General features: G+C 52.1%; 24 protein-coding genes. 12 read left to right on the top strand and 12 right to left on the bottom strand.

The genetic code is table 11. The features are described 5' to 3' along the window. The first annotated feature begins 51 nt into the window (after positions 1 to 51). The 4 genes from aroB (at position 52) to hemE (ending at position 8,368) form a co-directional block, all read left to right on the top strand. Complete coding sequence (gene aroB / locus HNQ57_RS14140; RefSeq protein ID WP_184464040.1) at positions 52 to 1,137, top strand: 3-dehydroquinate synthase; 1,086 nt, start codon at positions 52 to 54, stop codon at positions 1,135 to 1,137. 174 nt (positions 1,138 to 1,311) lie between these two features. Continuing rightward, positions 1,312 to 5,760 (top strand): glutamate synthase large subunit, encoded by a 4,449-nt coding sequence (gene gltB, locus HNQ57_RS14145; protein ID WP_184464042.1) that lies wholly within the window; start codon positions 1,312 to 1,314, stop codon positions 5,758 to 5,760. Positions 5,761 to 5,791: 31 nt separating this feature from the next. Further along, on the top strand, positions 5,792 to 7,210 hold the full coding sequence (locus tag HNQ57_RS14150) for an FAD-dependent oxidoreductase (protein WP_184464044.1): 1,419 nt from the start codon (positions 5,792 to 5,794) through the stop codon (positions 7,208 to 7,210). A 93-nt stretch (positions 7,211 to 7,303) separates the two neighbouring features. Next, the gene (gene hemE / locus HNQ57_RS14155) at positions 7,304 to 8,368 is read left to right on the top strand and encodes a uroporphyrinogen decarboxylase (protein WP_184464046.1); all 1,065 of its coding nucleotides are present in this window, start codon (positions 7,304 to 7,306) and stop codon (positions 8,366 to 8,368) included. A 75-nt stretch (positions 8,369 to 8,443) separates the two neighbouring features. Here hemE and HNQ57_RS14160 read toward each other — a convergent pair whose 3' ends face one another. Further along, on the bottom strand, positions 8,444 to 9,001 hold the full coding sequence (locus HNQ57_RS14160; RefSeq protein WP_184464048.1) for an NAD/FAD-utilizing enzyme: 558 nt from the start codon (positions 8,999 to 9,001) through the stop codon (positions 8,444 to 8,446). A 213-nt stretch (positions 9,002 to 9,214) separates the two neighbouring features. On the opposite strand from HNQ57_RS14160, the gene HNQ57_RS14165 reads away from it, so the two are divergent. After that, positions 9,215 to 9,778, top strand: coding sequence for a DUF1415 domain-containing protein (locus tag HNQ57_RS14165; RefSeq protein ID WP_226968244.1), 564 nt, complete (start codon positions 9,215 to 9,217; stop codon positions 9,776 to 9,778). A gap of 6 nt (positions 9,779 to 9,784) precedes the next feature. On the opposite strand, the gene HNQ57_RS14170 is transcribed toward HNQ57_RS14165, so the two are convergent. Both HNQ57_RS14170 and HNQ57_RS14175 read right to left on the bottom strand, forming a co-directional pair. Then, a complete protein-coding gene (locus tag HNQ57_RS14170; protein ID WP_184464052.1) occupies positions 9,785 to 10,339 on the bottom strand; it encodes a DUF4136 domain-containing protein in 555 nt (184 codons plus the stop codon). An 11-nt stretch (positions 10,340 to 10,350) separates the two neighbouring features. Further along, positions 10,351 to 10,947: a DNA-3-methyladenine glycosylase I gene (locus HNQ57_RS14175; protein WP_184464054.1), complete on the bottom strand. Its 597-nt coding sequence runs from the start codon at positions 10,945 to 10,947 to the stop codon at positions 10,351 to 10,353. Positions 10,948 to 11,063: 116 nt separating this feature from the next. Here HNQ57_RS14175 and HNQ57_RS14180 point away from each other — a divergent pair, with 116 nt between their 5' ends. Beyond that, complete coding sequence (locus tag HNQ57_RS14180; RefSeq protein WP_184464056.1) at positions 11,064 to 11,852, top strand: M48 family metallopeptidase; 789 nt, start codon at positions 11,064 to 11,066, stop codon at positions 11,850 to 11,852. A 54-nt stretch (positions 11,853 to 11,906) separates the two neighbouring features. Here HNQ57_RS14180 and cysE read toward each other — a convergent pair whose 3' ends face one another. Beyond that, a complete protein-coding gene (gene cysE / locus HNQ57_RS14185; protein WP_040802499.1) occupies positions 11,907 to 12,719 on the bottom strand; it encodes a serine O-acetyltransferase in 813 nt (270 codons plus the stop codon). A gap of 165 nt (positions 12,720 to 12,884) precedes the next feature. Between cysE and HNQ57_RS14190 the strand changes: the two genes are divergently transcribed. Then, positions 12,885 to 13,607, top strand: a complete 723-nt coding sequence (locus HNQ57_RS14190; RefSeq protein WP_184464302.1) for an acyltransferase — start codon at positions 12,885 to 12,887, stop codon at positions 13,605 to 13,607. A gap of 34 nt (positions 13,608 to 13,641) precedes the next feature. On the opposite strand, the gene HNQ57_RS14195 is transcribed toward HNQ57_RS14190, so the two are convergent. Continuing rightward, entirely contained in the window at positions 13,642 to 14,568 is a 927-nt protein-coding gene (locus tag HNQ57_RS14195; protein ID WP_184464057.1) for an SdiA-regulated/phytase-like domain-containing protein, read from the bottom strand. A gap of 197 nt (positions 14,569 to 14,765) precedes the next feature. On the opposite strand from HNQ57_RS14195, the gene HNQ57_RS14200 reads away from it, so the two are divergent. The 4 genes from HNQ57_RS14200 (at position 14,766) to HNQ57_RS14215 (ending at position 17,971) form a co-directional block, all read left to right on the top strand. After that, complete coding sequence (locus HNQ57_RS14200; RefSeq protein ID WP_184464059.1) at positions 14,766 to 15,410, top strand: TetR/AcrR family transcriptional regulator; 645 nt, start codon at positions 14,766 to 14,768, stop codon at positions 15,408 to 15,410. 89 nt (positions 15,411 to 15,499) lie between these two features. Continuing rightward, positions 15,500 to 16,462 (top strand): ABC transporter ATP-binding protein, encoded by a 963-nt coding sequence (locus HNQ57_RS14205; RefSeq protein WP_184464061.1) that lies wholly within the window; start codon positions 15,500 to 15,502, stop codon positions 16,460 to 16,462. Next, on the top strand, positions 16,459 to 17,220 hold the full coding sequence (locus HNQ57_RS14210) for an ABC transporter permease (RefSeq protein ID WP_184464063.1): 762 nt from the start codon (positions 16,459 to 16,461) through the stop codon (positions 17,218 to 17,220). Before HNQ57_RS14205 ends, HNQ57_RS14210 begins: the two co-directional genes overlap by 4 nt. A gap of 337 nt (positions 17,221 to 17,557) precedes the next feature. Continuing rightward, positions 17,558 to 17,971, top strand: coding sequence for a GreA/GreB family elongation factor (locus HNQ57_RS14215; RefSeq protein ID WP_184464065.1), 414 nt, complete (start codon positions 17,558 to 17,560; stop codon positions 17,969 to 17,971). A 29-nt stretch (positions 17,972 to 18,000) separates the two neighbouring features. Here HNQ57_RS14215 and HNQ57_RS14220 read toward each other — a convergent pair whose 3' ends face one another. The 7 genes from HNQ57_RS14220 to HNQ57_RS14250 all read right to left on the bottom strand — a co-directional run bounded on the left by HNQ57_RS14220 (position 18,001) and on the right by HNQ57_RS14250 (position 25,077). Then, positions 18,001 to 18,552 carry a hypothetical protein gene (locus HNQ57_RS14220; RefSeq protein ID WP_184464067.1) on the bottom strand — a complete coding sequence of 184 codons (552 nt, stop codon included), beginning with the start codon at positions 18,550 to 18,552 and terminating at the stop codon, positions 18,001 to 18,003. Between the two features lie 14 nt (positions 18,553 to 18,566). Beyond that, positions 18,567 to 20,780, bottom strand: a complete 2,214-nt coding sequence (locus HNQ57_RS14225; RefSeq protein WP_184464068.1) for a xanthine dehydrogenase family protein molybdopterin-binding subunit — start codon at positions 20,778 to 20,780, stop codon at positions 18,567 to 18,569. A gap of 9 nt (positions 20,781 to 20,789) precedes the next feature. Next, positions 20,790 to 21,248: a (2Fe-2S)-binding protein gene (locus HNQ57_RS14230; RefSeq protein WP_008246233.1), complete on the bottom strand. Its 459-nt coding sequence runs from the start codon at positions 21,246 to 21,248 to the stop codon at positions 20,790 to 20,792. A gap of 242 nt (positions 21,249 to 21,490) precedes the next feature. Then, the gene (locus HNQ57_RS14235) at positions 21,491 to 22,480 is read right to left on the bottom strand and encodes a serine/threonine protein kinase (RefSeq protein WP_184464075.1); all 990 of its coding nucleotides are present in this window, start codon (positions 22,478 to 22,480) and stop codon (positions 21,491 to 21,493) included. After that, positions 22,477 to 23,580: a molybdenum ABC transporter ATP-binding protein gene (gene modC, locus HNQ57_RS14240; RefSeq protein ID WP_184464077.1), complete on the bottom strand. Its 1,104-nt coding sequence runs from the start codon at positions 23,578 to 23,580 to the stop codon at positions 22,477 to 22,479. Before modC ends, HNQ57_RS14235 begins: the two co-directional genes overlap by 4 nt. Next, positions 23,577 to 24,281, bottom strand: a complete 705-nt coding sequence (gene modB / locus HNQ57_RS14245) for a molybdate ABC transporter permease subunit (RefSeq protein ID WP_184464079.1) — start codon at positions 24,279 to 24,281, stop codon at positions 23,577 to 23,579. Before modB ends, modC begins: the two co-directional genes overlap by 4 nt. A gap of 88 nt (positions 24,282 to 24,369) precedes the next feature. After that, complete coding sequence (locus tag HNQ57_RS14250) at positions 24,370 to 25,077, bottom strand: ComF family protein (RefSeq protein ID WP_184464081.1); 708 nt, start codon at positions 25,075 to 25,077, stop codon at positions 24,370 to 24,372. An 80-nt stretch (positions 25,078 to 25,157) separates the two neighbouring features. Here HNQ57_RS14250 and bioB point away from each other — a divergent pair, with 80 nt between their 5' ends. After that, positions 25,158 to 26,216: a biotin synthase BioB gene (bioB, locus tag HNQ57_RS14255; RefSeq protein WP_184464083.1), complete on the top strand. Its 1,059-nt coding sequence runs from the start codon at positions 25,158 to 25,160 to the stop codon at positions 26,214 to 26,216. Position 26,217 lies beyond the last annotated feature (1 nt).

Genomic DNA, 26,217 nt, shown 5'->3' on the forward strand with positions numbered 1-26,217 from the left:
CTAGGTGTCCCGGTCTAGGGGCACTTTAATCTTTTCCCGGATATATTATTAATGAAACACCTCGAACTCGATTTGGGAGCGCGTAGCTATCCCATTTTTATCGCGCCCGGTATCCTTGGTGATGGTGCGCTGTGGCTGAAATATATTCGCGGCCAGCAGGTTTGTATTGTTAGCAATGACACGATTGCGCCGCTTTATCTGGCGAGTTTGAAGCAGCAGCTGGCGGACAAGTCGGTCTGTGAAGTGATTTTGCCGGACGGTGAGTCCCATAAGACCTTGGCGGTGCTGGAAAATATTTTCGACACTCTATTGCAGGCGAATCACAATCGCAGCACTACGCTGATTGCCCTAGGTGGCGGCGTCGTCGGTGATATGTGTGGTTTTGCCGCGGCCTGTTATCAGCGTGGTGTTCAGTTTATTCAGATCCCGACGACGCTGTTGGCGATGGTGGATTCTTCGGTCGGTGGAAAAACTGGCGTAAACCACCCTCTGGGCAAAAATATGATTGGGGCTTTTCATCAGCCCAATTGTGTATTGGCGGACTTAAATTTATTGAATACCCTGCCAGATCGCGAGTTTTCGGCGGGTATGGCTGAGGTGATTAAGTACGGTTTGATCTGTGATGCCGACTTTTTTGTTTGGTTAGAGCAAAATATGAGCGCTTTAATGGGGCGTGATACCGAATTATTGAGTGAGGCGGTGTACCGCTGCTGTGTGAATAAAGCGAATGTCGTTGCCGATGACGAGCGTGAGGGAGGGCGGCGCGCCATATTAAATCTCGGGCATACCTTCGGTCATGCTATTGAAACTGCGGAAGGGTACGGCAATTGGTTGCACGGTGAGGCTGTCGCCGCGGGTACTGCGCTGGCGTTGGCGCTATCGGTTAAAATGGGATGGTTGCCGCCTGAGGTCGAAAAGCGAGGGTTAGCGCTTCTTGTGCAGGCAGATTTACCCATTGCGCCGCCGCCAAATATGAATGTGGATCAATTTTTGCAGCTCATGGGGCGTGACAAGAAGGTGTTGGATGGTCAGTTACGCCTGATCTTGCTGACGGGTTTGGGAGAGGCGGTGGTGAGTTCAGAGGCTAGCGTTGAAATCATAAGTCAGGTTTTACTCGCCGCTGGCGTAGGTGCTTAGTGGGTATAATTTGCAGGTGGTTGATTAAAAATTGATCACTGGAGCGGGCGAAGTTTGTCGCTGGTGCCTCGTCCGTGTAGAATGTCACTCCTTTTTTCGGGTATGTGTAAAATTCCGAAACATTCTTTCCGACTATCTTTTTGTTTTTCTTAGTAATTTTGCGAGAGTCGTTTTATGAGTACAGGCCTGTACAGACCTGATGATGTGCGCGATAACTGTGGCTTTGGCCTGATTGCCCATATGCAGGGCACCGCTAGTCACAAATTATTGCAGACAGCCATCGAATCACTGACGTGTATGACCCATCGCGGCGGTATTGCTGCGGATGGCAAAACCGGTGATGGCTGCGGCCTGCTGCTTAAAAAACCTGATGGTTTTTTGCGCTCCGTAGCTCGTAAAGATTGCGGTACCGAGCTAACCACTACTTACGGGGTTGGCCAAATTTTCTTGAGCCGTGATCCTTTGCTGGCGCAAGCCGCCCGCGCTGCGTTTGAAACGGTGCTAGTCAATAATGGTTTGACGCCGGCTGGTTGGCGTGAAGTGCCGGTTGATTCATCGGTTTGCGGTGAAATCGCACTCGCGAGCCTGCCCCGTATTGAACAAGTGTTTATTAATGTTGAGGGTATGGACACTCAGCAGCTGCGCACGTGTTTGTTTGTGGTGCGTCGTCAAGCCGAGATAGCTACTGCTGATGACCCTGATTTTTATATCAGTAGTTTATCCAGCGATGTTATCTCCTATAAAGGTCTGGTAATGCCAGTGGATTTGCCGAGGTTTTATCTCGACCTGGCCAACCCTGAGCTAGAAACGGCAATTTGCGTATTCCATCAGCGCTTTTCAACCAATACCAGCCCGCGCTGGCCCTTGGCGCAGCCGTTCCGCATGCTGGCTCACAACGGTGAGATCAACACCATTGAAGGCAACCGCAATTGGGCTGAAGCGCGCACAGGTAATTTCAGTAGCCCATTGCTGCCTGATGTGTCTGAGCTAATGCCCTTGGTTAATCGCACCGGCTCCGACTCTTCAAGTCTTGATAATATGCTTGAACTGCTGGTTGCTGGCGGCATGGATTTGTTCCGTGCGGTACGTATGCTAGTACCACCAGCTTGGCAAAATATCGAACATATGGATGCTGATTTAAAGGCATTCTACGAATACAACTCCATGCACATGGAGCCGTGGGACGGTCCTGCCGGTTTGGTACTTACTGACGGCCGCTACGCCGTGTGTATGCTGGACCGCAACGGCTTGCGTCCGTCACGTTGGGTCATTACCAAAGATGGTTTTATTACCGTCGCCTCGGAAATAGGTACTTACGGTTATCAGCCTGACGACGTTGTTGCCAAGGGTCGCGTTGGCCCCGGCCAAATTTTGGTTGTTGACACCGAAACTGGCGAACTTCTTCATACCGAAGAAGTCGACAACCGCCTAAAATCGGCGCACCCCTATAAACAGTGGTTGCGGGAAAACGGCAATCGCCTCCAGGATCAGCTGGGCCAAGGCAATCGTCCGGCACTGCCCGAGGGCGATACGCTTGTCGCCTTGCAAAAGTATTTCCAAGTCAGCTTTGAAGAGCGTGAGCAGGTATTGTCTGCCTTAGCCGACAGCGGTAATGAAGCCGTAGGCTCGATGGGCGACGATACTCCTATGGCGGTGTTGAGTTCTCAGCAGCGCTCGCTATATGACTACTTCCGTCAAAAGTTTGCGCAGGTTACCAATCCGCCAATCGACCCCTTGCGGGAATCGATTGTTATGAGCTTGGAGACGCTGCTCGGCGCCGAGCAGAATGTGTTTGAGCAAACGGCCGATCACGCCGATCGTTTGATTCTGACTAGTCCCGTGTTGTCGCCAGATAAATTCGACCGCTTGATGCATGTCGATTCACCGCGCTATCCCTTGGCGCGGATTGAATTGGCTTATGACCCAGCGTTGACCTCTTTGCAAAGCGCGGTAACTGCCGTTGCCGAGGCTGCAGAGGCGGCCGTGCGCAGCGGTAAAGTTATTTTGCTGCTCAGTGATCGTGCGGTAGAGCCAGGTATGCTGGTAGTTCACAGCTTGTTGGCAACGGGGGCGGTACATCACCACCTGATTAAGCAAGGTTTGCGCTGCGATGCCAATATTGTGGTTGAGACCGGCAGCGGCCGTGATTCTCATCAAATGGCCTGCTTGTTTGGTTTTGGTGCAACAGCTGTTTACCCCTATATGGCCTTCGCTGTGATCAGCGATATGCTGGACAGTGGCGAAATTCTTGGCGACGAGCAGACTGCTCACACCAATTACTGCAAGGGCATTAATAAGGGCCTGCTCAAGATTATGTCCAAAATGGGCATTTCAACTATCGCGTCTTACCGCGGTGCCCAGCTGTTTGAAGCTATTGGTTTGGCAGATGAAATTGTCGATACCTGCTTTAAAGGCGTTGCCAGCCGTATCGCTGGCGCCGGATTTGAGCAGTTGCAACGCGATCAAGAAGCCTTGGCGACCATTGCGTGGTTGCCACGCAAGCCGCTGGATCAAGGTGGTTTGCTGAAGTATGTGCACGGCAAGGAATATCACGCGTTTAATCCCGACGTGGTAATGACCTTGCAAGACGCAGTAAAAAGCGGCGATTACGCGGTGTGGAAGAAGTATTCCAATCTCGTCAATAATCGGCCAATTGCGACATTGCGCGATTTGCTCGGCATTAAGGCGGATGTTAAAGCTATTCCGCTAGATGAAGTGGAGCCTATTGAAAGCGTGCTGCGTCGTTTCGACTCGGCGGGTATGTCTTTAGGTGCATTAAGCCCTGAAGCACATGAAGCATTAGCAACTGCAATGAACCGCTTGGGCGGCCGCTCTAACTCTGGTGAGGGCGGTGAAGATCCCGCGCGCTACGGTACCGAGCGGGTATCTAAAATTAAGCAGGTGGCGTCTGGCCGCTTTGGTGTTACCCCGCACTACTTGGTGAACGCCGAAGTTCTTCAGATAAAGGTGGCTCAGGGTGCTAAGCCTGGTGAGGGCGGTCAGCTCCCCGGTGGTAAGGTCAATGCTTTAATCGCGCGTCTGCGTTATGCGGTGCCGGGTGTTACCTTGATTTCGCCGCCACCTCATCACGATATTTACTCCATTGAAGATTTGGCGCAGCTTATTTTTGACCTCAAACAGGTCAATCCAAGTGCGCTAGTGTCGGTTAAATTGGTATCTGAGCCCGGTGTTGGCACTATTGCCGCGGGTGTGGCGAAAGCCTATGCCGATTTGATTACCATCTCCGGCTACGATGGTGGTACGGCGGCGAGCCCGATCACCTCGATTCGCTATGCAGGTTCGCCTTGGGAGCTCGGTTTATCTGAGGCTCAACAAACTCTGCGTGGCAATGGCTTGCGTGGCAAGGTGCGGGTACAGACTGACGGCGGCTTAAAAACCGGCCTCGACGTAGTGAAAGCGGCCATGCTTGGCGCCGAGAGTTTCGGTTTTGGTACCACTCCGATGGTGGCACTGGGCTGCAAGTACCTGCGTATTTGTCACTTAAATAACTGCGCGACCGGTGTAGCAACCCAGGATGAGCGTCTGCGCGACGAGCACTTTATTGGTACTGTGGAAATGGTGATGAATTTCTTCACCTTTATTGCCATGGAAACCCGAGAGTGGATGGCCAGCATGGGCATTCGCACCATGGCTGAATTGATTGGTCGTACCGATTTAATGGAGCAAAAGCAGGGACAGACCGAGAATCACGGTTTGCTCGATTTGGCACCGATCTTGTACAAAGATCCTGCGATGGCAGGTCAGCCTGAGTTTTGCGAAGTGGACTTGAACGCCCCCTTCGATAAGGGCGAAAAGGCTGAGGTTATGGTTGCTGCGGCCCTGCCTGCGATTGAAGCCAAGACCGGCATCACCTTGGATTTTACCGTTACCAACTGTGACCGCTCTATTGGTGCACGCCTGTCTGGTGAAATTGCCAAGCGTTACGGCAATCTCGGCATGGATGCCGCGCCGGTGACCTTGAATTTGAAAGGTACTGCGGGCCAGAGCTTCGGCGTGTGGAATGCCGGTGGTTTGAATATGTATTTGGAAGGCGATGCCAACGACTATGTCGGTAAAGGCATGGCTGGCGGTAAATTGGTTATTTACCCGCCCAAGGGCAGTGTGTTTGCGAGTCAAGATACGTCTATTGTTGGTAATACCTGTTTGTACGGTGCTACTGGCGGTAAATTGTTTGCAGCGGGGACCGCTGGTGAGCGCTTTGGCGTACGTAACTCTGGCGCCCATGCGGTGGTTGAGGGCGCCGGCGATCACTGCTGTGAGTATATGACTGGCGGTAATGTGACCGTATTGGGGCCAACCGGCGTCAATTTTGGTGCAGGCATGACGGGCGGTTTCGCCTATGTGCTCGATGAAGCCAACCGCTTCGTTGACCGCTATAACAGTGAGTTGGTTGAAATGTGTCGGATTACCTCTGAGTCTATGGAGGCCTATCGGGCGCACCTGCGCGGCAATATTCAAGAGTTTGTGACTGAAACCGGATCGGCGTGGGGACAGCATATACTTGATAATTTTGACGACTACATCGGTAAGTTCTGGATGATTAAGCCCAAGGCGGCGAGCCTCAGCCGTTTGCTTGACTCCACCAGAAGACGTCCGGAATAAGCTAGCCGAGTAGCGATGAGGTAAATCGAAAATGGCAGAACGTTTACAAAATACATTCCAGTTTCTTGATGTTGGTCGTCAGGATCCCGGTAAAAAAGACATGGTGCAGCGTAAAACTGCGTTTGTTGAAATTTACGAGCCTTATAAAGAAGAGGACGTAAAGCAGCAGTCGCACCGTTGCCTGAGTTGTGGCAATCCCTATTGTGAGTGGAAATGCCCAGTTCACAACTACATCCCTAACTGGTTGAAGCTGGTTACAGAAGGCAATTTGTTTGAGGCGGCGGAGCTAAGCCACCAGACCAATAGTTTGCCGGAAGTCTGTGGTCGAGTTTGCCCGCAGGATCGCCTGTGCGAGGGTGCATGCACCCTGAATGACGGTTTCGGCGCGGTGACAATCGGGTCTACTGAAAAGTACATAACTGATACTGCACTGGCCATGGGCTGGCGCCCAGACATGTCGAAGCGGGTGTGGACTGATAAAAAAGTTGCGGTCATTGGCTCTGGCCCTGCGGGTATCGGCTGCGCCGATGTCTTGGTACGCGCGGGTGTCAAGCCCGTCGTCTTTGATCGCTACCCAGAAATTGGTGGCCTGCTGACCTTTGGTATTCCCGAGTTCAAGCTTGAAAAGTCTGTTATTCAGCGTCGCCGCAAAGTGCTGGAAGACATGGGTGTCGAGTTCCGAGTTAACGTCGATGTTGGCGTTGATATCACACTAGAGTCCTTGCTCGAAGAATACGATGCCGTGTTCCTTGGTATGGGTACTTACAAGTACATGAAGGGTGGCTTCCCCGGTGAAGATCTACCGGGTGTTTATGATGCGCTGCCGTTCTTGGTGTCGAATGTAAATCGCAATATGGGCTGGGAAAAAAATCCAGCCGACTTTATCGACGTGAAAGGCAAGCGAGTAGTGGTTTTAGGCGGTGGTGACACTGCGATGGACTGCAACCGCACCTCGATTCGTCAGGGCGCTGAAAGCGTGGTTTGCGCTTACCGCCGCGATGAAGAAAATATGCCAGGCTCGCGTAAAGAAGTACAAAACGCCGGTGAAGAAGGCGTGCAGTTCTTCTTTAATCGCCAGCCTATCGCCATTGTTGGCGATGCCCATGTCGAAGGTATCAAGGTTGTCAGTACTCAGCTTGGTGAAGCTGACGAGAATGGCCGTCGTCGTCCCGAAGTGATTCCAGGCAGCGAAGAAGTGATTCCCGCAGACGTGGTCTTGGTTGCCTTTGGTTTCCAGCCAGATCCACCATCGTGGATACCCGACGCTGGTGTTACCGTAAATAGCTGGGGCGGTATCGACGCCGCCGAGCAGCAAACCTATAAATTCCAAACCAGCAATCCTAAAATATTTGCTGGTGGTGATATGGTGCGCGGTTCAGACTTGGTGGTCACCGCTGTGTGGGAAGGCCGCCAAGCCGCTGAAGGCATATTGGATTACTTAAAAGTTTAAATCGCAGGACGCTAGACGGGAGACGGAAAACGCGAAAGCTGTGTGGCGTTTCATCCTAGCGTCTCCCGTTTACCGTCGAGCATTGAGCGACTTATGACTGAACTGAAAAACGATACCTTCCTCCGCGCCCTCCAGCGCGAGCCAGTAGACTACACGCCAGTGTGGATGATGCGCCAAGCTGGCCGCTACCTCCCTGAATACCGCGCTACTCGTGGTAAGGCCGGCGATTTTATGTCGCTGTGCATGAACCCCGAGTTGGCCTGCGAAGTGACTTTGCAGCCACTGGAACGCTATCCCTTAGATGCTGCGATTCTGTTTTCAGATATTTTGACTATTCCCGACGCCATGGGACTGGGTCTGTATTTTGAAACCGGCGAAGGCCCGCGCTTTAAGAAAACCGTGCGGACGATGGCAGATGTTGACGCTCTCCCGGTTGTCGATGGCGAGAATGACCTTACTTACGTTTGCGATGCTGTGCGCACTATCCGTCGCGAACTCAATGGCAGAGTACCCCTGATTGGTTTTTCTGGCAGCCCGTGGACCTTGGCTACTTATATGGTTGAGGGCGGTGGCTCAAAAGACCATGCCCGCTGCAAGGCCTTGGCTTTTGACCAGCCTGAGCTTATGCACGCGCTACTCGATAAATTGGCCAAAAGTGTCACTGCGTATTTGAATGATCAAATTCGCGCGGGCGCCCAAGCGGTACAAATTTTTGATACTTGGGGCGGGGCACTGAGCCATAACGCGTATCAGGAATTTAGCCTGCGTTATATGCAGCGTATCGTCGACGGCCTGATTAAAGAAAATGACGGTCGCAAAGTACCGGTTATTTTGTTTACCAAAAATGGTGGCCAGTGGTTAGAGCTAATGGCGGCCACGGGTGCCTCGGCACTGGGCTTGGACTGGACTACAGATATTGGCGCGGCAAGAGCTAGAGTTGGCGATAAAGTTGCGCTACAGGGCAATATGGACCCGTCGATGTTGCGGGCGTCACCAGCGCGGATTCGTGAAGAAGTTGCAATAATTTTAGCCCGCTACGGCACAGGTCCAGGTCATATATTTAATTTGGGTCACGGTATTACCCCAGAGGTTGATCCCGCCCATGCTGGCGCGTTCATCGAATGCGTGCGGGAATTGTCGGCGCCGTATCACAAATAATTATTTGTGCACTCTAGAGATGAAAAAAGGCGGGATATCCCGCCTTTTTTCATCGTAAAGCTATTCGCTTACGCGCTAGGGCATAACCTCAACAAAATTTCTCCATTTGTTTTGCATAGTGATATACCACTGCGGCGCACCATTGCACGTGCCAGAGAACTCAAGCTTTGGGTAGTGGGCGGTTACCCGATTGAGGATTCCGTGATCCTTCTCATTAATATCGATAATTAATAAGTGGCGGCCACTGTCTAAATCTTTTTGGAAGCGCTTAAATTCGTGGTGGGGTTCTTGAATGCCGAACAGACCGCCTTCCCAGGTGAAAAAGCCCAAGACAACAATGGCGAGAAACACAAAGGGCGTCCAGCCGGCAGCCGTTTCGGTTGCACCGGAGTAATAGCCGACCGCAAGTACAACTGCCGCGGCCGCTGCACCCATCAAGGCGCTACGTTCCATTGAGTGAACGACATCTTTGCGCAATACTGCTTCAACATCATTGAGTTTTCTTAGCGTCACGCCGCGATCGTCATTACTTAAAATATGAATTTGCGGGGTGGAGATTCCGTTTGCCTCGAGGTCGTGTTCAACCGTTTCGAGTTTGTCGAGATTATCAGCCAGAAAAAAATAGCGTTTCATATTATGCTCCTAACCGTAGCTAGCGTATGCAGTAGCGCTGGTCTTAAGAGAATGCGGCCATTGCTGCTACAATCGTCTGCTTTAGTCTAGCAGTGTCAGGGCGGCCTGCCCCGCGCTAAATAGCGCTTTATTATTGTATTTTTGTCTAAGCCGAGGCGCTGTGATTTCCTATAAATCTATTGCTGGGGCGGTTTTGGGAGTGAGATGGGCGTGATGAGTTTGGTAAATGACGATAAAAAAGTGGTGGAAGCTGAAATTCGCCGTTGGCTTGAGCAAGTGGTTGTTGATTTGGGGCTTTGTCCCTTTGCCGCTAAGCCTCTTCAGGAGGAGCGGGTTAGCATCGACGTTAGTTTGGCACAAAACCCTGAAGATTTAGCCTCTGACCTGCACCTCGCGCTGTGTCGGTTAGAAGAGACTCCAGTGGCGACCTTGGAAACGAGTCTTTTGGTGGTGCCCAATATGTTGGGCGATTTCTACGACTACAACGACTTCCTGGATATTGCCGATGCCATCTTATTGGAAGGCGATTGGGAGGGTGAAATTCAAATAGCGAGTTTCCATCCCCAGTACCAGTTTGCTGGAACGAATAAAAACGACGCTGAAAACTTCACCAATCGGGCCCCGTACCCCATATTTCATTTACTGCGCGAGGCCAGTTTAGAAGCAGTGTTGGCAGCGCACCCCGATCCAGATGCTATTCCTGAGCGAAATATTGAGCTATTTCAGGGTATGGATAAAGCCGCTATAAAAACATTGTTTCCTTACTGCTTTCGCTAATGCTTATTATAGCTTGCCCGGCGGGAATTGATTTAGGATCTCGGCAACGGCTTCTTCTATCATTGTAGTATTGGCTTTGGGATCGCTATTATGAAGCTCCACAACCAGCGATCCTCGCCAGCTTAACTTCATGTCAGCACGGTTTATAAAGTCAATTATGATTTGTACATTGCGGTTGACGGTGTCCTTGCCCAGGGGCACACCCACCGAGCTGCTCATACCGAAATTGCCGCCAAAGCTGCCGATCCCTAAGCCTAGGCGCGGGCTGCGGTCGATGGTGTCGGCGGCTTCTGCCAAATAGTACTTAACAATAAAGTCGGCCGCCTGCGGCGCCGGAGCGTTGAGATATGCGCGATGGTTTAGCTGGGTTTGCAGTGCTGCTTTAACATTGTCGATAATAAAGGGAGAGATGTTTTTATCTGCGCCGCTGCTCTCTGACCAGAGGTAGTGTTGATAGCGACTGAAATCGATGTTGGGATTGTAATCGCTTACGACGTTGGTCGTGCTACACGCGCTCAGGAGCGTTGCAACGAAGAGAATAAATAGTTTGCTGGTTTTCATATAAGCCTTCCTTATAACCAGTGTGGTCGGAAACTGTTGCCTACTTCAGCACACGCGGCGTGCCTTGGGCAGCTTAGCAGGTGATCATTAACAAAACCCAAGGCCTGTAAATTGGCATAACAAATGGTGCTGCCAAAAAAACGAAATCCACGCTTTTTTAGATCTTTACTAATGTGATCTGATTGGACACTGGTAGCGGGTACTTCGGACAAGCTGTGCCAGTGATTTTGCAGTGGTGTGTCATCGAAGTAGGACCACATATAGCGAGCAAAGCTGCCGTATTCCTTTTGAATGTCTAAAAACAGGCGGGCGTTGCTAATGGCGCTTTCTATTTTTAAACGATTGCGCACAATTGCCGAGTTGGTCTTTAAAACCTCGACCATGTCGGCGTCAAATTTGGCGACTTTACGGGGATTGAAATTGGCAAATGCTTTTCGATAGCCTTCGCGCTTGCGCAGTATGGTGAGCCAACTGAGACCCGCTTGTGCAGATTCCAAAATAAGAAACTCAAAATGTTTGGCGTCGTCGTCACTGGGTACGCCCCACTCCGTATTATGGTAGCGAATATATTGCGGGTCACTAAGGCACCAGCCGCAAAGCTCAGACACGAGGCATACTCCTTTTCTTTATTCTTGCAGATTACACCATTCACAGCGCTGGCGGCTATGCCATAATGACGGGCATTCTTACCTAATACGCTTATTCAACAGGGAGTTTTATGAAGATGATTAAGCCAGTTTTGGCCTTGTTATTGGCGGCAACTGTCGTGGCTTGTGCGGAGTCACCTACTGGACGCCGTCAAATGCTTTTGTTTTCAGATGGCGAAATGTCGCAGATGGGTGGCACGGCGTTTGAAGAAATGAAAAAGAAAATGACCATCAATAAGGACGGTGCGACGAATCGTTATGTTAGTTGTGTTGCTGATGCGATCACGGCTAGCTTACCCCCGCAGTGGCGGGGCAGTTGGGAGGTTGTGGTATTTCAGGAAGCCTCCGCTAACGCCTTTGCACTACCGGGTAAAAAAATTGGTGTTCATACCGGTATATTCTCTGTGGCGAAAAATGCCGATCAGCTCGCGACGGTAATTGGTCATGAAGTGGGCCATGTCTTGGCCCATCACAGTGCGGAGCGGATGTCGGTGCAAAGTGTTGCCGGTACGGGCACCCAGTTAGTGGGAGTATTGTTGGGTGAGGGTGCAGGTAAAGAGACCGTGATGGGCTTGCTCGGCTTGGGTACGCAATATGGGGTTGTGCTACCTTACGGTCGGGCCCAAGAGTCAGAAGCCGATTTAGTCGGTTTGGATTTAATGGCGAAGTCCGGCTTTAACCCCGAGGCGAGTGTTAGTCTATGGCAAAACATGAGTGCAGCCAGTGGTGGTCAGCCGCCGGAGTTTATGTCGACCCACCCCTCCCACGCGTCGCGGATTAAAGATTTGCAAAGGCAGTTAGCGACAGCAACCCCGCTCTACCAGCAGGCGCAGGCGAGAGGTATTAAGCCGGTGTGCAAGCGCTAAACAGAGAGGTAAGAGGAAAAGGTAAACGCGACGGCAATAGCATTCTCGTCGCGCTTATTCATCACAACAGGCGCGGTGATTCATTGACAGCGCAGGCGCCTGGCAGTCGGGCTTGCCAATAACCTTGGCGGGCACGCCTGCTACCACGGTATGGGGCGGTACATCGCGTAATACCACGCTACCGGCCATTACCTGCGCACCCTCACCAATATGTATATTGCCCAGTATTTTTGCGCCAGCGCTGAGTAATACGCCATCAGCGACCTTGGGGTGGCGATCACCTTCTTCTTTGCCGGTGCCGCCAAGGGTGACCGATTGCATAATAGAGACATTATTGCCCACGACGGCGGTTTCGCCGATCACAATACCCGTCGCGTGGTCCATTAGAATACCTTGACCGATTCTTGCGGCGGGGTGAATGTCGACGCCAAACTCGCAGGAAATTCGGTTCTGGAAATATAGGGCTAGCGATGTCCTGCCCTGTAACCACAGCGCGTGGGCGATGCGGTAGGACTGCAGGGCATGAAAGCCTTTGAAATACAAAAAGGGTATCGACAGACTGCCACATGCCGAATCGCGCTCAAATACCGCGCAGATATCGGCGCGTATGGCGCCGCCAATACTGGGATCGCTAATAAACGCTTCTTCAATGACTTCTCTTACCAGCAGAGCCGATGCTGCTGGACTGTCGAGACTGTGTGCCAAGTGAAAGCTGAGCGCTGTTTCCAGGGTGTCGTGATTGAGAATGGTTGCATGTAGAAAACTGGCTAGCACTGGCTCGCGCTCAACCTCGCAGGCGGTTTCCTTGCGGATGGTTTGCCATACAGGATCGAGCTTGTCGGTTTTCTTTGCGGCGTGAATAGTCATGATGAATAGTGTATCGAAAATGTCGACAAAGTATAGCGCTGCGTTCTGCTCGTGTAACCTGAGATTCCCATTGAAACACGATCTTCATGCTTTGGTAATCTTACAGCCATTGCCCCCGAGCAATGGGCTTGCGACACTAGAATGACGTTTTCCGATGGACTCATTATGCGGCAAGATCAGCGACCCTACTGGGTTAAAAAGAACTATTTGCGTTTTCGAAGTTGGTATACCCAGCATTTTCTAAAGCCCGCCTGTGATTTTCTGGGCGATTACCCGACCTTTATGAAGCCTTGGTATATCTCAATTTCCGGCCCGAATATTGAGATTGGCCGCTGTGCCACGGTAATCGGTGAACCAGAAAATCGAGTCAAAATTGGCGTTTGGGGCAATGATGAGCACAGTGGTCGAATTAAAATCGGTGACTATGTGCTGATTAGTCCGGGTACTCGGATTTCAGCAGCCAATGAAATCATTATTGGTGACAGCGTCATGATCGCCAATGGCGTATATATCACTGACAGCGATTGGCATCAGATGTACGACCGAGCTAGTCGCAGCACCGATTTTGCCCCGGTTCATATTGGTAATAATGTGTGGCTGGGTGACCGCAGTACCGTGCTTAAGGGCGTCACAATTGGCGAGAACAGCGTGGTTGCGGCCTGCGCGGTAGTGAGTCGGGATGTGCCTGCGAATGTTGTGGTAGCCGGTAATCCGGCCGTCGTAGTGAAAGAGTTGGATGTGACTCGGCCAATGAAAACCCGCGCAGACTATTTTGCTGACCCCGAGGGACAAGCTAAATTTTTTGACGGTGTTGATAAGATGGTGCTACAAAAAAACGGCTTCTTGCGCTGGTTGCGAATATTGTTAAAGCCGAGTACTAAGGATTAGGGTCGCGCCGCTAATTTTCAAAAAAGTGTTCAGTTTATTTTGCTGCGGGCCTGTCTAATATTTCCATTTTCGCGGGAACGCCTTCTGAGCCAATCAGGAGGCGTTTACCGTCTAGGCTAAAGGTTCCGGCCTCAATCTGAGGCAGCGGTTTTACATTCACCACGACGGGCGTCGCGTTTAAGGCGTGCAGCCAGCTTTGATTTTGTTTGCGCGGGAAATAGTAGGCTTTGCCGAGGGTGACAATAATGGCGGCATCACCGGTAGGGCTAAATGCCATCGCTGTTGGGGAAAAACGGGTTATGCGCCCAGCGCCTTGAGCTTGGTGTTTGTCGATACTTGGGATACTGCGGATCTCCCCTAAATAATTCAATGGCACCGGCTGTCCAGCCAGCGCGTCTAGGGAAAATCGGTAGAGGCGAGGGTGGGTGTCACGCTTACTCAGCAAATAGATAAAGCGCTCACGGCTATCTACCGCGAGGGCTTCGGCGTCTCGGGGACCGTCTTCGTTAATTAACATGAAATGGCGTTGCACGCTGGCTTCCATCACCGGCGATTTCAGCAGTTCAGGCTCGGCTATTAAGTACACGTCTGTGTAGGGCCGAAACGCCATATTGTCGCCAATATCAGCAAGGAGCAAATAACTGCCACTGGCGTCGCTAAAGCTGTCCATATCTTCCCAGTCAAAGGCGCTAGCGCCTTTGACGCGTAGCTCAGTGAGGAGTTGTCCCTGTTCATTAAAGGCAAATAGGCGGGGGCTGTCACCACTGTCGTTGTGTGCCCAGTAACGATTATTGTGGTGAGCGCTGGCGGTGATGCCGCTCATCTCGGTGAGTAAGGTGCTGTTTATTTCGATATGGCGGGCTGGAGCAGCGCCTGCAGTTGTGGCAAAAGTAAGCTGGGCGGCCACGGCAATACAAGCGCACAGCATGCCGATGAACGTGCGAATTCTGAGTATGCTCATGTGGATCCTGTCGGGGTGGCAAGTAGCTGTTTACTATGGAGTGCGTAGGTTAGGTGCTTGTTCCCTCACCGCTGAGCTATTTTACACTCGTAATGTAATGGATTTAAGACACTGGTGTTTTGCCAAGCTCTCAATGCTGCCGGCTTCAAGAAAATGCAAATATAGACAGCGTCAAGATGCCTTGGTAGATTGGCCGGATGTCAAAATCTGAAATTAGCGCCTGTACTACAGAAGTTAAGCCTTACCATCATGGTGATCTGCGACGGCAGCTGCTAGATGCTGCCGCTAATTTGATCCGCGAAGAGGGTGAGGCCGCTTTATCAATGCGAAAGCTTGCCCTCGCGGTTGGCGTGTCGCGCACTGCACCATACCATCATTTTAGCGATAAGCAGGCTCTTCTGTGTGCCGTTGCTGAAGAGGGCTTTCGGCGCTTTCGACGTATTGTTACGACGCGCCTTGACACTGCTGAACCCGCTGTCGTGATTGACGAGGCGGCGATCCGTTTATTTATACGTCGCTATATCGATTTTGCGGTGAATAACGCCGAGTATTACGACTTAATGTTTGGCGGTCATTTGTGGAAGTCTGAGCAATTGACGGCGTCTTTGAAGGGGGAAGCCTACACCTCATTTAAGGTCTATGTTGACCAGATTCGCTGTTGGCAAAAAGCAAGATTGGTGTCATCCACGGTTGATCCGCTGCGCTATGCCCAGGTAAGTTGGTCGACCTTACACGGCATGAGTCGATTGCTGATTGACGGTATTTACTTAGACTCAGAAGCCGTAGCTGCCATGAGCGACGCCGCCGCCAATATGTTCTGGCAGCAACTACAGGCTGCTTAAGCCACTATTACTTAGCAGGTCTTGCCTCAAGCACGGACATGGTTGACACTTCTTAGCCTTTGTTTTGGTGTTATGAGCTAGGAGTCTGTGTGTCGGCCATTATCAGCGTATCCAATCTGAATAAAATCTATGCTGGGGGCTTTCGGGCCCTGAATAATATTAGCCTCGATATTCGCCGAGGTGAAATTTTTGCGCTGCTTGGCCCCAACGGCGCTGGCAAAACCACCTTAATTAGTATTATTTGCGGCATTGTCAATCCCAGTAGCGGGACAATTAGCGCTGATGGCCACGATATTGTGCGGGATTATCGCGCGGCCCGCAGCAAGATAGGCTTGGTGCCCCAAGAGCTCTGCACAGATGGTTTTGAAAGCGTCATGGCAACCGTGAAGTTTAGCCGGGGCTTGTTCGGTAAGCCCCCAAATCCTGCGTATATCGAACAAATTCTGCGTCAACTGTCGCTATGGGATAAAAAGGATTCGCGGATCATGTCTTTGTCGGGTGGCATGAAGCGCCGGGTGATGATTGCGAAGGCGCTATCGCATGAGCCGGAAATCCTGTTTTTAGATGAGCCGACCGCGGGGGTGGATGTGGAGCTGCGTCGGGATATGTGGGATATGGTGCGGGGGCTGCGGCAGCGGGGCGTGACAATTATTCTGACCACCCACTACATCGAAGAGGCCGAAGAAATGGCTGACCGAATTGGTGTGATTAACAAGGGTGAAATAGTTCTGGTAGAAGACAAACGTGTGTTAATGGATAAACTTGGGCAAAAACAACTGCGCCTGCAGTTGCAAAAGCCTTTGGCCGTGCTGCCGCAGGAGCTGCAAGCTTACCCTTTAAGCCTGGGCAATGAGGGAATGGAATTGATTTACCATTTTGATACCCAGAGTGAACACACCGGCATTGCAGATCTTTTTCGCCGCCTCGATGAGCACGGCATTGACTATAAAGACTTACAATCGCGGCAACGTTCCCTGGAGGATATTTTTGTTAGCTTGGTTTCAGCTCAACCACCTGCCGGTGCGCAGCAGGCCACGGAGGTGAGGTCATGAATATTCACGCTATTCGGGCTATTTATCTGTTTGAGTTAGGTCGCACCTGGCGCACATTGATGCAGAGTATTGCCTCGCCAGTCATATCGACCTCACTGTATTTTGTGGTGTTTGGTTCGGCGATTGGTTCGCGCATGGTAGAAATTGACGGGGTGAGCTACGGCGCGTTTATTATTCCAGGTTTAATCATGCTGGCCTTATTAACCGAGAGCATTTCCAATGCTTCGTTCGGGATATATTTTCCCAAATACAACGGCACCATCTACGAAATTTTATCGGCGCCAATTTCCATGCCGGAGATTCTGCTTGGCTATGTGGGCGCGGCGGCCAGTAAATCAGTGATACTGGGTGGGATTATCCTTATTACTGCGCGCTTATTCGTTGACTATCATATTGCCCATCCGGTGTGGATGGTCACATTTCTGGTGTTAACGGCGGTCACCTTTAGCTTGTTTGGTTTTATTATTGGTATTTGGGCCGATGGTTTTGAAAAGCTGCAAATTATACCCATGCTCATTGTGACACCACTGACTTTTCTCGGTGGCAGTTTCTATTCCATCACTATGTTACCGCCCCTGTGGCAGACCATTACCCTCGCAAATCCCGTTGTGTATTTGATCAGTGCTTTTCGTTGGAGTTTTTACGATGTTGCTGACGTCAATGTTGGTGTCAGCGTGGCAATGATTTTGCTGTTTATGGTGATTTGCTTGGCCTTGATTGCGTGGATTTTTCGCACCGGCTATCGACTAAAAAGTTGACCCCCTCATTTGTTGCGGGGCTGACAGCGACTTCAGATCGAGGCCTTGCACTACAGGCTACTTTTAGTAAATGTTTGAACAAGCGCAAGTTTCAAAACTTGTTTTTGTATGAAGACATGCTAATGTGGCCGCCATGAATAATAAAAACGAAATCTTAAATTTAATTTCAATTATTTTAAAAGTGGACGGGCTGCCCGAGTTTTCGGTGCCGGCCTTTCTCTTTCAAGGCGATGGAGCTAGCTCGGTCGCTTGATTAACCACGCTAATAAATTTAGAACTGAAAGTATGCGGTGCAATAACGTGCTGCATATTGTCGGTACTATGCTTGGAGAGACGAGTGTTGACTAATTTGGATGATGAGTACTTATTGATAAAAGAGTCGGATTACCTGTCCTTAACCGAGTTTATAAAGTGTAATCGGTCTGAGGCGACAGTGGCCCTTGCAGAGGAAATGCGCAAGGCGAAGGTGCTGGCTGACGAGGGTTTTCCTGACAATGTGGTGTCATTAAATGCCACAGTCGATTTTTTTGACCCCGAGCTTAGCAAGGAAAGTAAAGTCACTTTGGTGCTGCCGTGGCAAGCCGACTTGACCAAGAGAAAAGTGTCTATTCTCTCGCCAGTCGGTTGTGCCTTAATTGGTTTGCGAACGGGCAGACGAATTAATTGGCCGTTGTTAAACGGTAAAACTCGCACCTTAGATATTGTCGGTGTGAGTCAGATGCAAAAGCGCAAAATACGGTCTCGCGCGTAAGTACTGTACAAAACCCCCGTGGACGGGGGCTAGCAAGGTCCTCCCGCATTTACCCACAGCCGCAAAGCGTCGGCAAATTCACTTTGACTCAGTGGCGGGGTGCTGCGATTCGCGCCGGGATTCCAACCCCATAACACCAATTCATCTTCGGTCATGTGTCGGAATAAATCCTCTAGGCTGCGATTGCCGTTTTTACCCGTGTCTTTCAGTGCGGCACAGAGCTGGCTAGGACTTAAGTCTTCCCATGCCATGCTTAGTGGTGCCAGACCCCAGTGCGGTGCGCCCGGCACCTCGTCGTCGGCAACATTGCTATCTTGGTGGCAGGCTGAGCATTGCAGTGTTGGCGCGCCGTGGTTGTCTTCGCCGCGAACGACGAGTTGGTCGTGGCGGCGTCTTTCGTCACCTTGGCGAGGAAATTCGGTTTTGGTGTGACAGTTTAAGCAGCGCGGGTGGGTGAGTACCTCAAATAGCGGCTGGAACAGGGGCGATTGCGCAATAGCTGCTGTGCTGAGTAGGCTGGCAACGATCGTTAGCCATATCATTGGCAGGCGGCTGCGGATTTTTGCAAAATACGATGTCATTGTCGGCTCCGATATCACGCGATAATAAAATTGAGGCGGCTTAGCGGTAATTCGCGAATGCGTTCACCGGTGGCGGCGAAAATGGCATTGGCAAGGGCCGGACCAACACAGGGCACACCAATTTCACCCACACCGCCAACGGAATTACCGCTATTTACAATCACCGTTTCAATGATCGGCGTTTGGTGCATGCGCAATACTGGGTAGTCATCGAAGTTGCTCTGCTGCACCACGCCGTCTTCAAGTAAAATCTCACCAAAAAGCACGCTAGATAGGGCGAAAATGACCGCAGACTCTACCTGGGCGATAACAAGGTTGGGGTTGATTGCCGTGCCGCAATCGACGGCGCTGACCACTCTGTGTACGGTCAGTTCGCGGTTAGCCGACACCGACACCTCGACAACTTGGGCAATAAAGCTATTCCAATGGCCCATCACCGCAATGCCTTGGCTCACGCCGGAGGCGCTTTGCCCCCAGTTTGCAGCTTGGCTTACCGCGTCGAGCACGGCGCGGTGGCGGGGCTTTTCGCTGAGTAATTGACGCCGGAATGCATACGGGTTCTGCCTGACCCGCAGGGCGAGTTCGTCAATAAACGTCTCTTGGGCAAAAACGTCGGAGAACTTATTTACTGAACGCATCCACAGCGAGGGCATTGTGGGGAGTATCGTCAGGTGTGCATCCATCAGCACATTGTCGATTTTATACGGCATACCGGTTTCGAAATCGGTCAGCTCGGCCAGCGGCGGTAGCTCCATGTCATGCAGTGCATCGAGCGCATTTTCGACATACAGGGATGCTGTGACATCTTGGGTTACCACGCGGTGGGTCCATGCGGTTATTTCATCGCCACTGTTTAATGACGCTGACACCCTAACTGATGCCGCTGGGCGGTAATAGCCGCCTTTCATGTCGTCTTCTCGAGTCCAGATGACTTTCACCGGTTGTTGTAGTGCTTTGGCGACAAAGCAAGCGTCGCGGACAAAATCGGCTAGCGGGTTGCCGCGTCGACCAAAGCCGCCGCCAGCGGGCATCATATGGAAATTTATTTGATCGGGCAGGAGGCCTAGGACGACGCCTGCAAAAATTTTGTCAAGGGTGGCGGACTGGGTTCCGGTCCATATTTCTGCGCTACTGCCGTCGTAGTCTACCACCACATTTAGTGGCTCCATGGCCGCGTGGGCCATAAAAGGAAAGTAGTAGTCGGCACTTAGGGTCTCGCTGGCTTGGAGTTGCGCCAGCAGTGTTGAGCCGTCGCTGCGAATGGGTAGGCCCGGCAAATTAAGGCGTAGATTGTAATCGTTGCGCTGACTGGCGGAGTCGGTACGACCCGCGAGTAACTCATTCCAGCTGACTTGCAAGGCTTTACGTCCTTGTTGCGCGGCCCAAAAATCGTCGGCGACTACCGCGACACCGCCAGGTATGGTCTGCACGCTGCGCACGCCAGGCACCGCGAGCGCGGCGTTGTCATCGACACTCAGGGCTTGGCCGTTAAAACGGGGCGGCCGGGCAATTAGGGCCGTAAGCATGCCCGGAATGTCGACATCCATGCCGTATTTAAAACTGCCGTCAGTTTTGGCACTGGCGTCGGTGCGTTGCGGTGAGGTGCCAATAATTCGATAGCTGGCGGGGTCTTTAAGCGGTGGATTGCTTGGCACACTCTCGTTGGCTGCGGCGCTGGACAGCTCGCCGTAGCTCGCGCTGCGGCCGCCAATATCGTCGATGACGTAGCTGGCCTCGGTGCGCAGGCTGCTGGCATTCACGCCCCACTGTTTAGCGGCAGCGTTAATCAGCATTTGCCGAATTGCGGCGCCAACACTGCGCTGAGCATCGAAATAACCGCGGATTGCTGAGCTGGCCACAGTAAATTGCAGTAAGTTTTGAAAGTAGGGATTGTTAAAATTGGCCGCGACGGGTGATTGCTCGGCGCTGACCAGGCTCCAGTCGGCATCCAATTCTTCGGCGACAATCATCGGGATCGCGGTGAGGGCACCCTGACCGATTTCGGTTGCGCCGACTAGCACCGTTATGCGGTTATCGGTGCCGATGCGCATAAATTCGCCCAGAGTAAACTCTTCAGCGGGGGTGGTTGGTGGCCCGCCGCTATTGTTGCTGGGCGGTGTAGCTGGGCGACTGCTAGACGAGCCGCCTCCGCAGGCAACCAGCAAGCCGCCGCCGGCCATAACACTGACACGAATAAAGTCTCGTCGACTAAAGCCAGAGTGCGTCATGGGCTGCTCCTACAGTTGTTCGCTGGCGATTTTGTGAATCGCCTTGCGAATGCGTGGATAGGTGCCGCAGCGGCAGATGTTGCCTGACATGGCGCGGTCTATATCTTGGTCGCTCGGCGCTGAATTACTTTTCAGTAGCGCCGTTGCGGCCATAATTTGGCCCGATTGGCAGTAGCCGCATTGGGGTACGTTCAATTCCCGCCAGGCGTCTTGCACGAGACTGCCGATATGTTCGTTGCGAATGTCTTCAACGGTGCGTACCGCTTTATTGCCGACCGCGCCAACGGGCATGACGCAGGCGCGGGTGGGCTGGCCGTCGATATGCACAGTGCAGGCGCCGCATAGGGCTTGGCCACAGCCGTACTTGCTGCCAGTCAACTTAAGATTTTCGCGCAATACCCATAGTAAGGGTTTGTCTTCGGGGGCGTCGACGGTGTGGGAAACACCGTTCACTTGAATTGTTAGCATGCGTTAACTCCTGCACTTGTCTGCTAAGCCGGTTTGAGCTCACCACGAGCTCAAACCGCCGAAATAACGGACTGCCTTGTCGAGTAGCATCGAAAAGCTGTTTGGGCGGCACTTAATTTTATTTTGCTTTGGTCTAACGGCAGCACCTAGTAGTGGTGCCGAAAGTAGCAGTGAAACTAGTACGTGTAAACACTGGGGGTGGATCATTGTGATGGCTGTTTATTTTTATTGGCGATGATCGCCTAGTAGGGCAAACGTAGAGGTGCTTCTTGCATCAAAGCTAATTGCTCCCGTAATTGCAGGATATGCTCGCCCCAGTACCGTTCAGTATTAAACCAGGGAAAGGCTTTTGGAAAGGCTGGATCTTGCCACCGCCGCGCGAGCCACGCCGCGTGATGCATAATGCGCAGACTGCGCAGGGCCTCGATGAGACCAAGCTCTTTGGGGTTGAAATCGTAAAATTCGTTGTAGCCTTCTACCAACTCCATAATAGCGCGCTGCTGGGCGTCGGGCTCGCCGGAGAGGAACATCCACAAATCCTGTATTGCCGGAGCCATGCGGCTGTCGTCAAAATCGACCAGCCAGGTTTCGCCGTTGCGGGACAAGATGTTGCCGACATGACCGTCGCCGTGGGTGCGGATATAGTTGGGTTTAATCTCGGCAAAGCGCTGGTGAACGAGTTTGAGGAGGTCGGCGCTGAGGCTGGCATAGGCGTCGCCTAGGCTGGATGGAATCACTCCATCGAGAATAAAACTGCGGCTATCGTCACCGAAGCTTGCGGTGTCCAAGGTTGGTCGGTACTGAAAAGGCGTGCTGGCACCAACGAGATGAAGACGGCCTATCAAGCGGCCAAGCTGGAAGAGGTTGTCCATATCGTCGAGGGCTGGGGCGTGGCCGCCGCGACGGGGGTAGAGCGCGAAGCGGTAACCCTCAAAACTGAATAAGCTGGTGCCCATTTCGTCGCGCCAAGGGGCAATGACCGGAATGTCAGTATCAAAAAGTTGTTGTGTAAATTGGTGTTCCTCTAGAATTTGTTCGTCGCTCCAGCGCTCTGGGCGGTAAAACTTCACGACGAGGGGCTCTTTGTCCTCCAGCCCAAATTGATATACGCGATTTTCGTAGCTGTTTAAAGCAAATACCCGCAGGTCGCTGATAAACCCAAGGCTTTCAACGGCGTCGATAACGCGGTCGGGGTTAAGTTCTGCAAAATCTTGCTGTTCGGTCTCGCTCATGATGCGACTCCAGTTTCATTGACGAGGGCGACAGTTTTGATTTGCGCAAATACCTGCTGGCCTGCGTGTAAATTTAGGCGGTCGCGAGATTTGCGGGTGATGCGAGCCAGTAAATACTGATCGCCGACACTTAGGCGTACAGTGACTTGGGGGTTCATGGCTTTATTCCGGGCGATATCGCCGTCAATGGTGTCTATGGTGCATTTCAAGCTATTTAAAATGCTGCTTTGGGTCGGCGCTTCAAGGCTGATACTGATATCTCTGGCTGCGACAAAAAGCCTGAGCTGCTGGCCAAGCGCAGCGGATATTTGATTAATGCTGAGCTGCTGGTCGGTGTTGAGTTGCAAGGTGCTTAACTGGTATTCATGGTCATGGCCAAGAAGCGTGGCGTTAAGTACGGCGCCCGCATCTTGCTGACGGCTAAGCGGTAGGTCGAGGCGGCTGCTGAGCTCGACCAGGTCACCTTCGGCAATGAGCTGCCCGTTGTCCAGTAATACCACGTGGTCGGCGAGGCGGCTGACTTCATGGAAACTATGGCTAACATAGATAATCGGCAAGCTTAAGTGCTGGGGTAGGCTCTGTAATACATCCATCATCTCGTCTCTGGCCGCGTCGTGCAGTCCAGACAAGGGTTCATCCATTAGCAGTAATTGCGGGTGACGCAAAAGGGCGCGGGCAATAGCGACTCGCTTGCGCTCGCCGCCCGAGAGCTTGTTGACATCGCGATTTAGCAGCGCAGTAATTTGCAGCCAGTTGCAGACTTCCTCAACATTTGGTCCGATTGAGCGAAACTGTCGCTTTTCGGCGTAACCTAGATTCGCCGCAACGCTGAGATGTGGGAATAATTGGGCATCTTGGAAAACCAGCCCCACTCCGCGCTTTTCACATTGCAGGAATAGCGCCTGGCTTTGCCAATCACTGCCTAAAAATTGCACCATGCCGTCGGGCGCGCGATCCAAGCCGGCGATGCAGCGTAGCAAGCTCGTTTTGCCGCTGCCGCTGGGGCCGCAAATAGCGGTAATGCCGGTGCTTGGCAAGGCAGTGTCAATATCCAGCCGAAAGTCGCCGCGCTGCAAATGTAGTGATAGCAGTAAGCTCATGCCTGTGCCTTGGGCAAATGGCTGTTGCCCAGCTCAAGGCCGCGATAGCGGTTTAAACGGTATACCCAGCAAAGGACAATAAAGGAGAAGGCGATGAGGCCACCGGCTAGCCAGTGGGCGGCGCTGTATTGCAGGGATTCAACGCGGTCGTAGAGTGCGATAGACAGCACTTGGGTGCGACCGGGGATATTGCCACCAATCATTAGCACCACGCCAAATTCGCCCACCGTATGGGCAAAGCCCAAGGTAATAGCGACCAAGAAGTTGCTGCGGCACAGTGGCACGACAATGCTGATAAAACGGTCTAAGCGGCCGGCGCCCAAGCTCGCGGCAGTTTCTAGCAGGGCTTTGGGGACTTGCTGAAAACCACTTTGCAGCGGTTGCACCACAAAGGGTAGCGAATACAGTACTGAAGCAATGACCAGGGCGCTGAAGCTAAACGCGAGATTTTCGCCGGTTAGGCTCAGCCAAAACTGGGCAAGCGGCGAGCTGGGCGCAAAAGCGATGAGTAAATAAAAGCCTAAAACCGTTGGCGGTAATACCAGCGGCAGTGCAACAAGGGCTTCAATAACGGGCTTGCCGCGCCATGGCGTATTCGCCATCCACCAGGCCAGAGGCGTGGCGATGACCAGCAGGATTAGGGTGGTGAGCCCCGCCAGCCTTAGCGTCAGGAAAATAGCCAGCCAATCGTGGTCGCTCATGCTGGCCAGCCTGTGGGGTAATACCGAGCTAAAAGGCGGCGGTGCTGTTCGTGGTGCATTTGTCGCCTCCTGTTTTTAAATTAATGGGTCAGGGTGTTCTGGCTAGACACCAGATATCAATCTGCCGTGCGCCATTGCGCGCCAGTATAGCGGCCACGGTATTAGCTGTCGCGGTTGTCGTCACTACGTCGTCGACCACCGCGACATGCTTGCCTCGGATCGGGCTTCCTGGAATAAATGCGAAGGCGTGTTTGATATTTTTTTGGCGCATAGCTGCGCTGAGTTCTTGTTGGGGCGCGGTGGCACGGGGGTGGGTGAGCGCGTGACAAACTGGAATTTCTAAAGCTTTACTCCAATGGTTGGCGAGCACCGTAGCTTGATTGAAACCGCGCTGCCAGCGTCGCCGCCAATGGATGGGAACGGGGACGAGAAGATCGGGCGCTGTGTCGATGTCACCGCCGACTGTGTTGAGCCATAGCTGGGCTAGCACTAAGCCATAGCCAAGCTTGCCGCGGTGCTTGAATCCTGCAATCAGGCGATCTACCGGGAAATCATAACGCAGCGCGGTTAGGCACTGGGAAAAGACCGGTGGTTTGCTGATGCAGCGACCACATTCGCTGTACTTCTCATGGCTTGCGAGCGGTAGGGCACAGCGGGCGCAGTGGCTTTCTAGCCAGGGGAGGTCGGCTTCACAGTCTTGACAGAGGTCGATTGGCATAAAGCTAGCGCTGCCACAAAGCCAGCAGCGGCCATTAAAGACCTTATAAATCAGTTTGTTATAAAATCTGTTAACCATGTGCATCCTTGCAGGTTGACAGCTTGCGCTAAGCCTTTATCATAGCAGGCTTTATGATCTTGCCTAAACTGGACATTAAGATGACAGCATTCGCGCCCACGGTAATTCGCACAGACTGGACTAGCCAAGAAGTCCAGGCCTTATTTGCCCAGCCTTTTAATGACCTGCTGTTTCAGGCGCAAACCGTGCACCGCGCTAACTTTGATCCCAATGCAGTGCAGGTCAGTACTTTATTGTCGATTAAAACGGGCGCCTGTCCAGAAGATTGTAAATATTGCCCGCAAAGTAATCGCTACGACACCGGTCTTGAAGCTGAAAAGCTGATGGAGGTTGAAAAAGTTTTGGCTGAGGCTCGGGCTGCCAAGGCTTCGGGCACAACCCGTTTTTGCATGGGTGCCGCGTGGCGTTCGCCCAAGAAGAAAGACATGCCTTACGTCACCGCGATGGTGAAGGGCGTAAAGGAAATGGGCTTAGAAACCTGCATGACCTTGGGCATGCTGACCGGCGATCAGGCCGCAGAGTTGGCTGATGCGGGCTTAGATTATTACAACCACAATTTGGATACCTCGCCCGAATTCTACGGTGAGATTATTACTACGCGCACCTACCAAGATCGCCTCGGCACCTTGTCTAATGTCCGTGATGCCGGCATTAAAGTATGTAGTGGCGGCATTGTTGGTATGGGCGAGTCGATAAAAGACCGCGCGGGCTTACTGCTGCAATTAGCTAATTTGCCGGTGCAGCCAGAAAGTGTGCCCATTAACATGCTAGTGAAAGTAGAAGGCACGCCAATGGCTGAGGTGGCCGATCTCGATCCCTTCGATTTTATCCGCACTATCGCGGTGGCGCGGATTATGATGCCAAAATCTCATGTCCGTCTGTCTGCTGGTCGCGAATCCATGAATGAGGAAATGCATGCCCTGGCGTATTTTGCCGGTGCTAACTCGATATTCTATGGCGAAAAACTACTCACCACGCCCAATCCCAAAGCAAATAAAGACCTAGAGTTATTCGACCGTCTTGGCATTAAGCCTGAAGAGCGCCATGTTGAACACGACGATGATGCGCAAAGCGAGGCCTTGCTGGGTGCCGTGCAACAAGTCGAGAATGATCGATTTTTCTACGACGCTACCGCTTAAT

The organism is Zhongshania antarctica, assembly GCF_014202945.1.
Classification (GTDB): domain Bacteria; phylum Pseudomonadota; class Gammaproteobacteria; order Pseudomonadales; family Spongiibacteraceae; genus Spongiibacter; species Spongiibacter antarcticus.

Excerpts from the sequence above, each read along its gene's own strand:
- aroB (WP_184464040.1), top strand. The coding sequence starts at position 52 with ATGAAACACCTCGAACTCGATTTGGGAGCGCGTAGCTATCCCATTTTT.
- gltB (WP_184464042.1), top strand. The coding sequence starts at position 1,312 with ATGAGTACAGGCCTGTACAGACCTGATGATGTGCGCGATAACTGTGGC.
- HNQ57_RS14150 (WP_184464044.1), top strand. The coding sequence starts at position 5,792 with ATGGCAGAACGTTTACAAAATACATTCCAGTTTCTTGATGTTGGTCGT.
- hemE (WP_184464046.1), top strand. The coding sequence starts at position 7,304 with ATGACTGAACTGAAAAACGATACCTTCCTCCGCGCCCTCCAGCGCGAG.
- HNQ57_RS14160 (WP_184464048.1), bottom strand. The coding sequence starts at position 9,001 with ATGAAACGCTATTTTTTTCTGGCTGATAATCTCGACAAACTCGAAACG.
- HNQ57_RS14165 (WP_226968244.1), top strand. The coding sequence starts at position 9,215 with ATGAGTTTGGTAAATGACGATAAAAAAGTGGTGGAAGCTGAAATTCGC.
- HNQ57_RS14170 (WP_184464052.1), bottom strand. The coding sequence starts at position 10,339 with ATGAAAACCAGCAAACTATTTATTCTCTTCGTTGCAACGCTCCTGAGC.
- HNQ57_RS14180 (WP_184464056.1), top strand. The coding sequence starts at position 11,064 with ATGATTAAGCCAGTTTTGGCCTTGTTATTGGCGGCAACTGTCGTGGCT.
- cysE (WP_040802499.1), bottom strand. The coding sequence starts at position 12,719 with ATGACTATTCACGCCGCAAAGAAAACCGACAAGCTCGATCCTGTATGG.
- HNQ57_RS14190 (WP_184464302.1), top strand. The coding sequence starts at position 12,885 with ATGCGGCAAGATCAGCGACCCTACTGGGTTAAAAAGAACTATTTGCGT.
- HNQ57_RS14195 (WP_184464057.1), bottom strand. The coding sequence starts at position 14,568 with ATGAGCATACTCAGAATTCGCACGTTCATCGGCATGCTGTGCGCTTGT.
- HNQ57_RS14200 (WP_184464059.1), top strand. The coding sequence starts at position 14,766 with ATGTCAAAATCTGAAATTAGCGCCTGTACTACAGAAGTTAAGCCTTAC.
- HNQ57_RS14210 (WP_184464063.1), top strand. The coding sequence starts at position 16,459 with ATGAATATTCACGCTATTCGGGCTATTTATCTGTTTGAGTTAGGTCGC.
- HNQ57_RS14220 (WP_184464067.1), bottom strand. The coding sequence starts at position 18,552 with ATGACATCGTATTTTGCAAAAATCCGCAGCCGCCTGCCAATGATATGG.
- HNQ57_RS14225 (WP_184464068.1), bottom strand. The coding sequence starts at position 20,780 with ATGACGCACTCTGGCTTTAGTCGACGAGACTTTATTCGTGTCAGTGTT.
- HNQ57_RS14230 (WP_008246233.1), bottom strand. The coding sequence starts at position 21,248 with ATGCTAACAATTCAAGTGAACGGTGTTTCCCACACCGTCGACGCCCCC.
- HNQ57_RS14235 (WP_184464075.1), bottom strand. The coding sequence starts at position 22,480 with ATGAGCGAGACCGAACAGCAAGATTTTGCAGAACTTAACCCCGACCGC.
- modC (WP_184464077.1), bottom strand. The coding sequence starts at position 23,580 with ATGAGCTTACTGCTATCACTACATTTGCAGCGCGGCGACTTTCGGCTG.
- modB (WP_184464079.1), bottom strand. The coding sequence starts at position 24,281 with ATGAGCGACCACGATTGGCTGGCTATTTTCCTGACGCTAAGGCTGGCG.
- HNQ57_RS14250 (WP_184464081.1), bottom strand. The coding sequence starts at position 25,077 with ATGGTTAACAGATTTTATAACAAACTGATTTATAAGGTCTTTAATGGC.
- bioB (WP_184464083.1), top strand. The coding sequence starts at position 25,158 with ATGACAGCATTCGCGCCCACGGTAATTCGCACAGACTGGACTAGCCAA.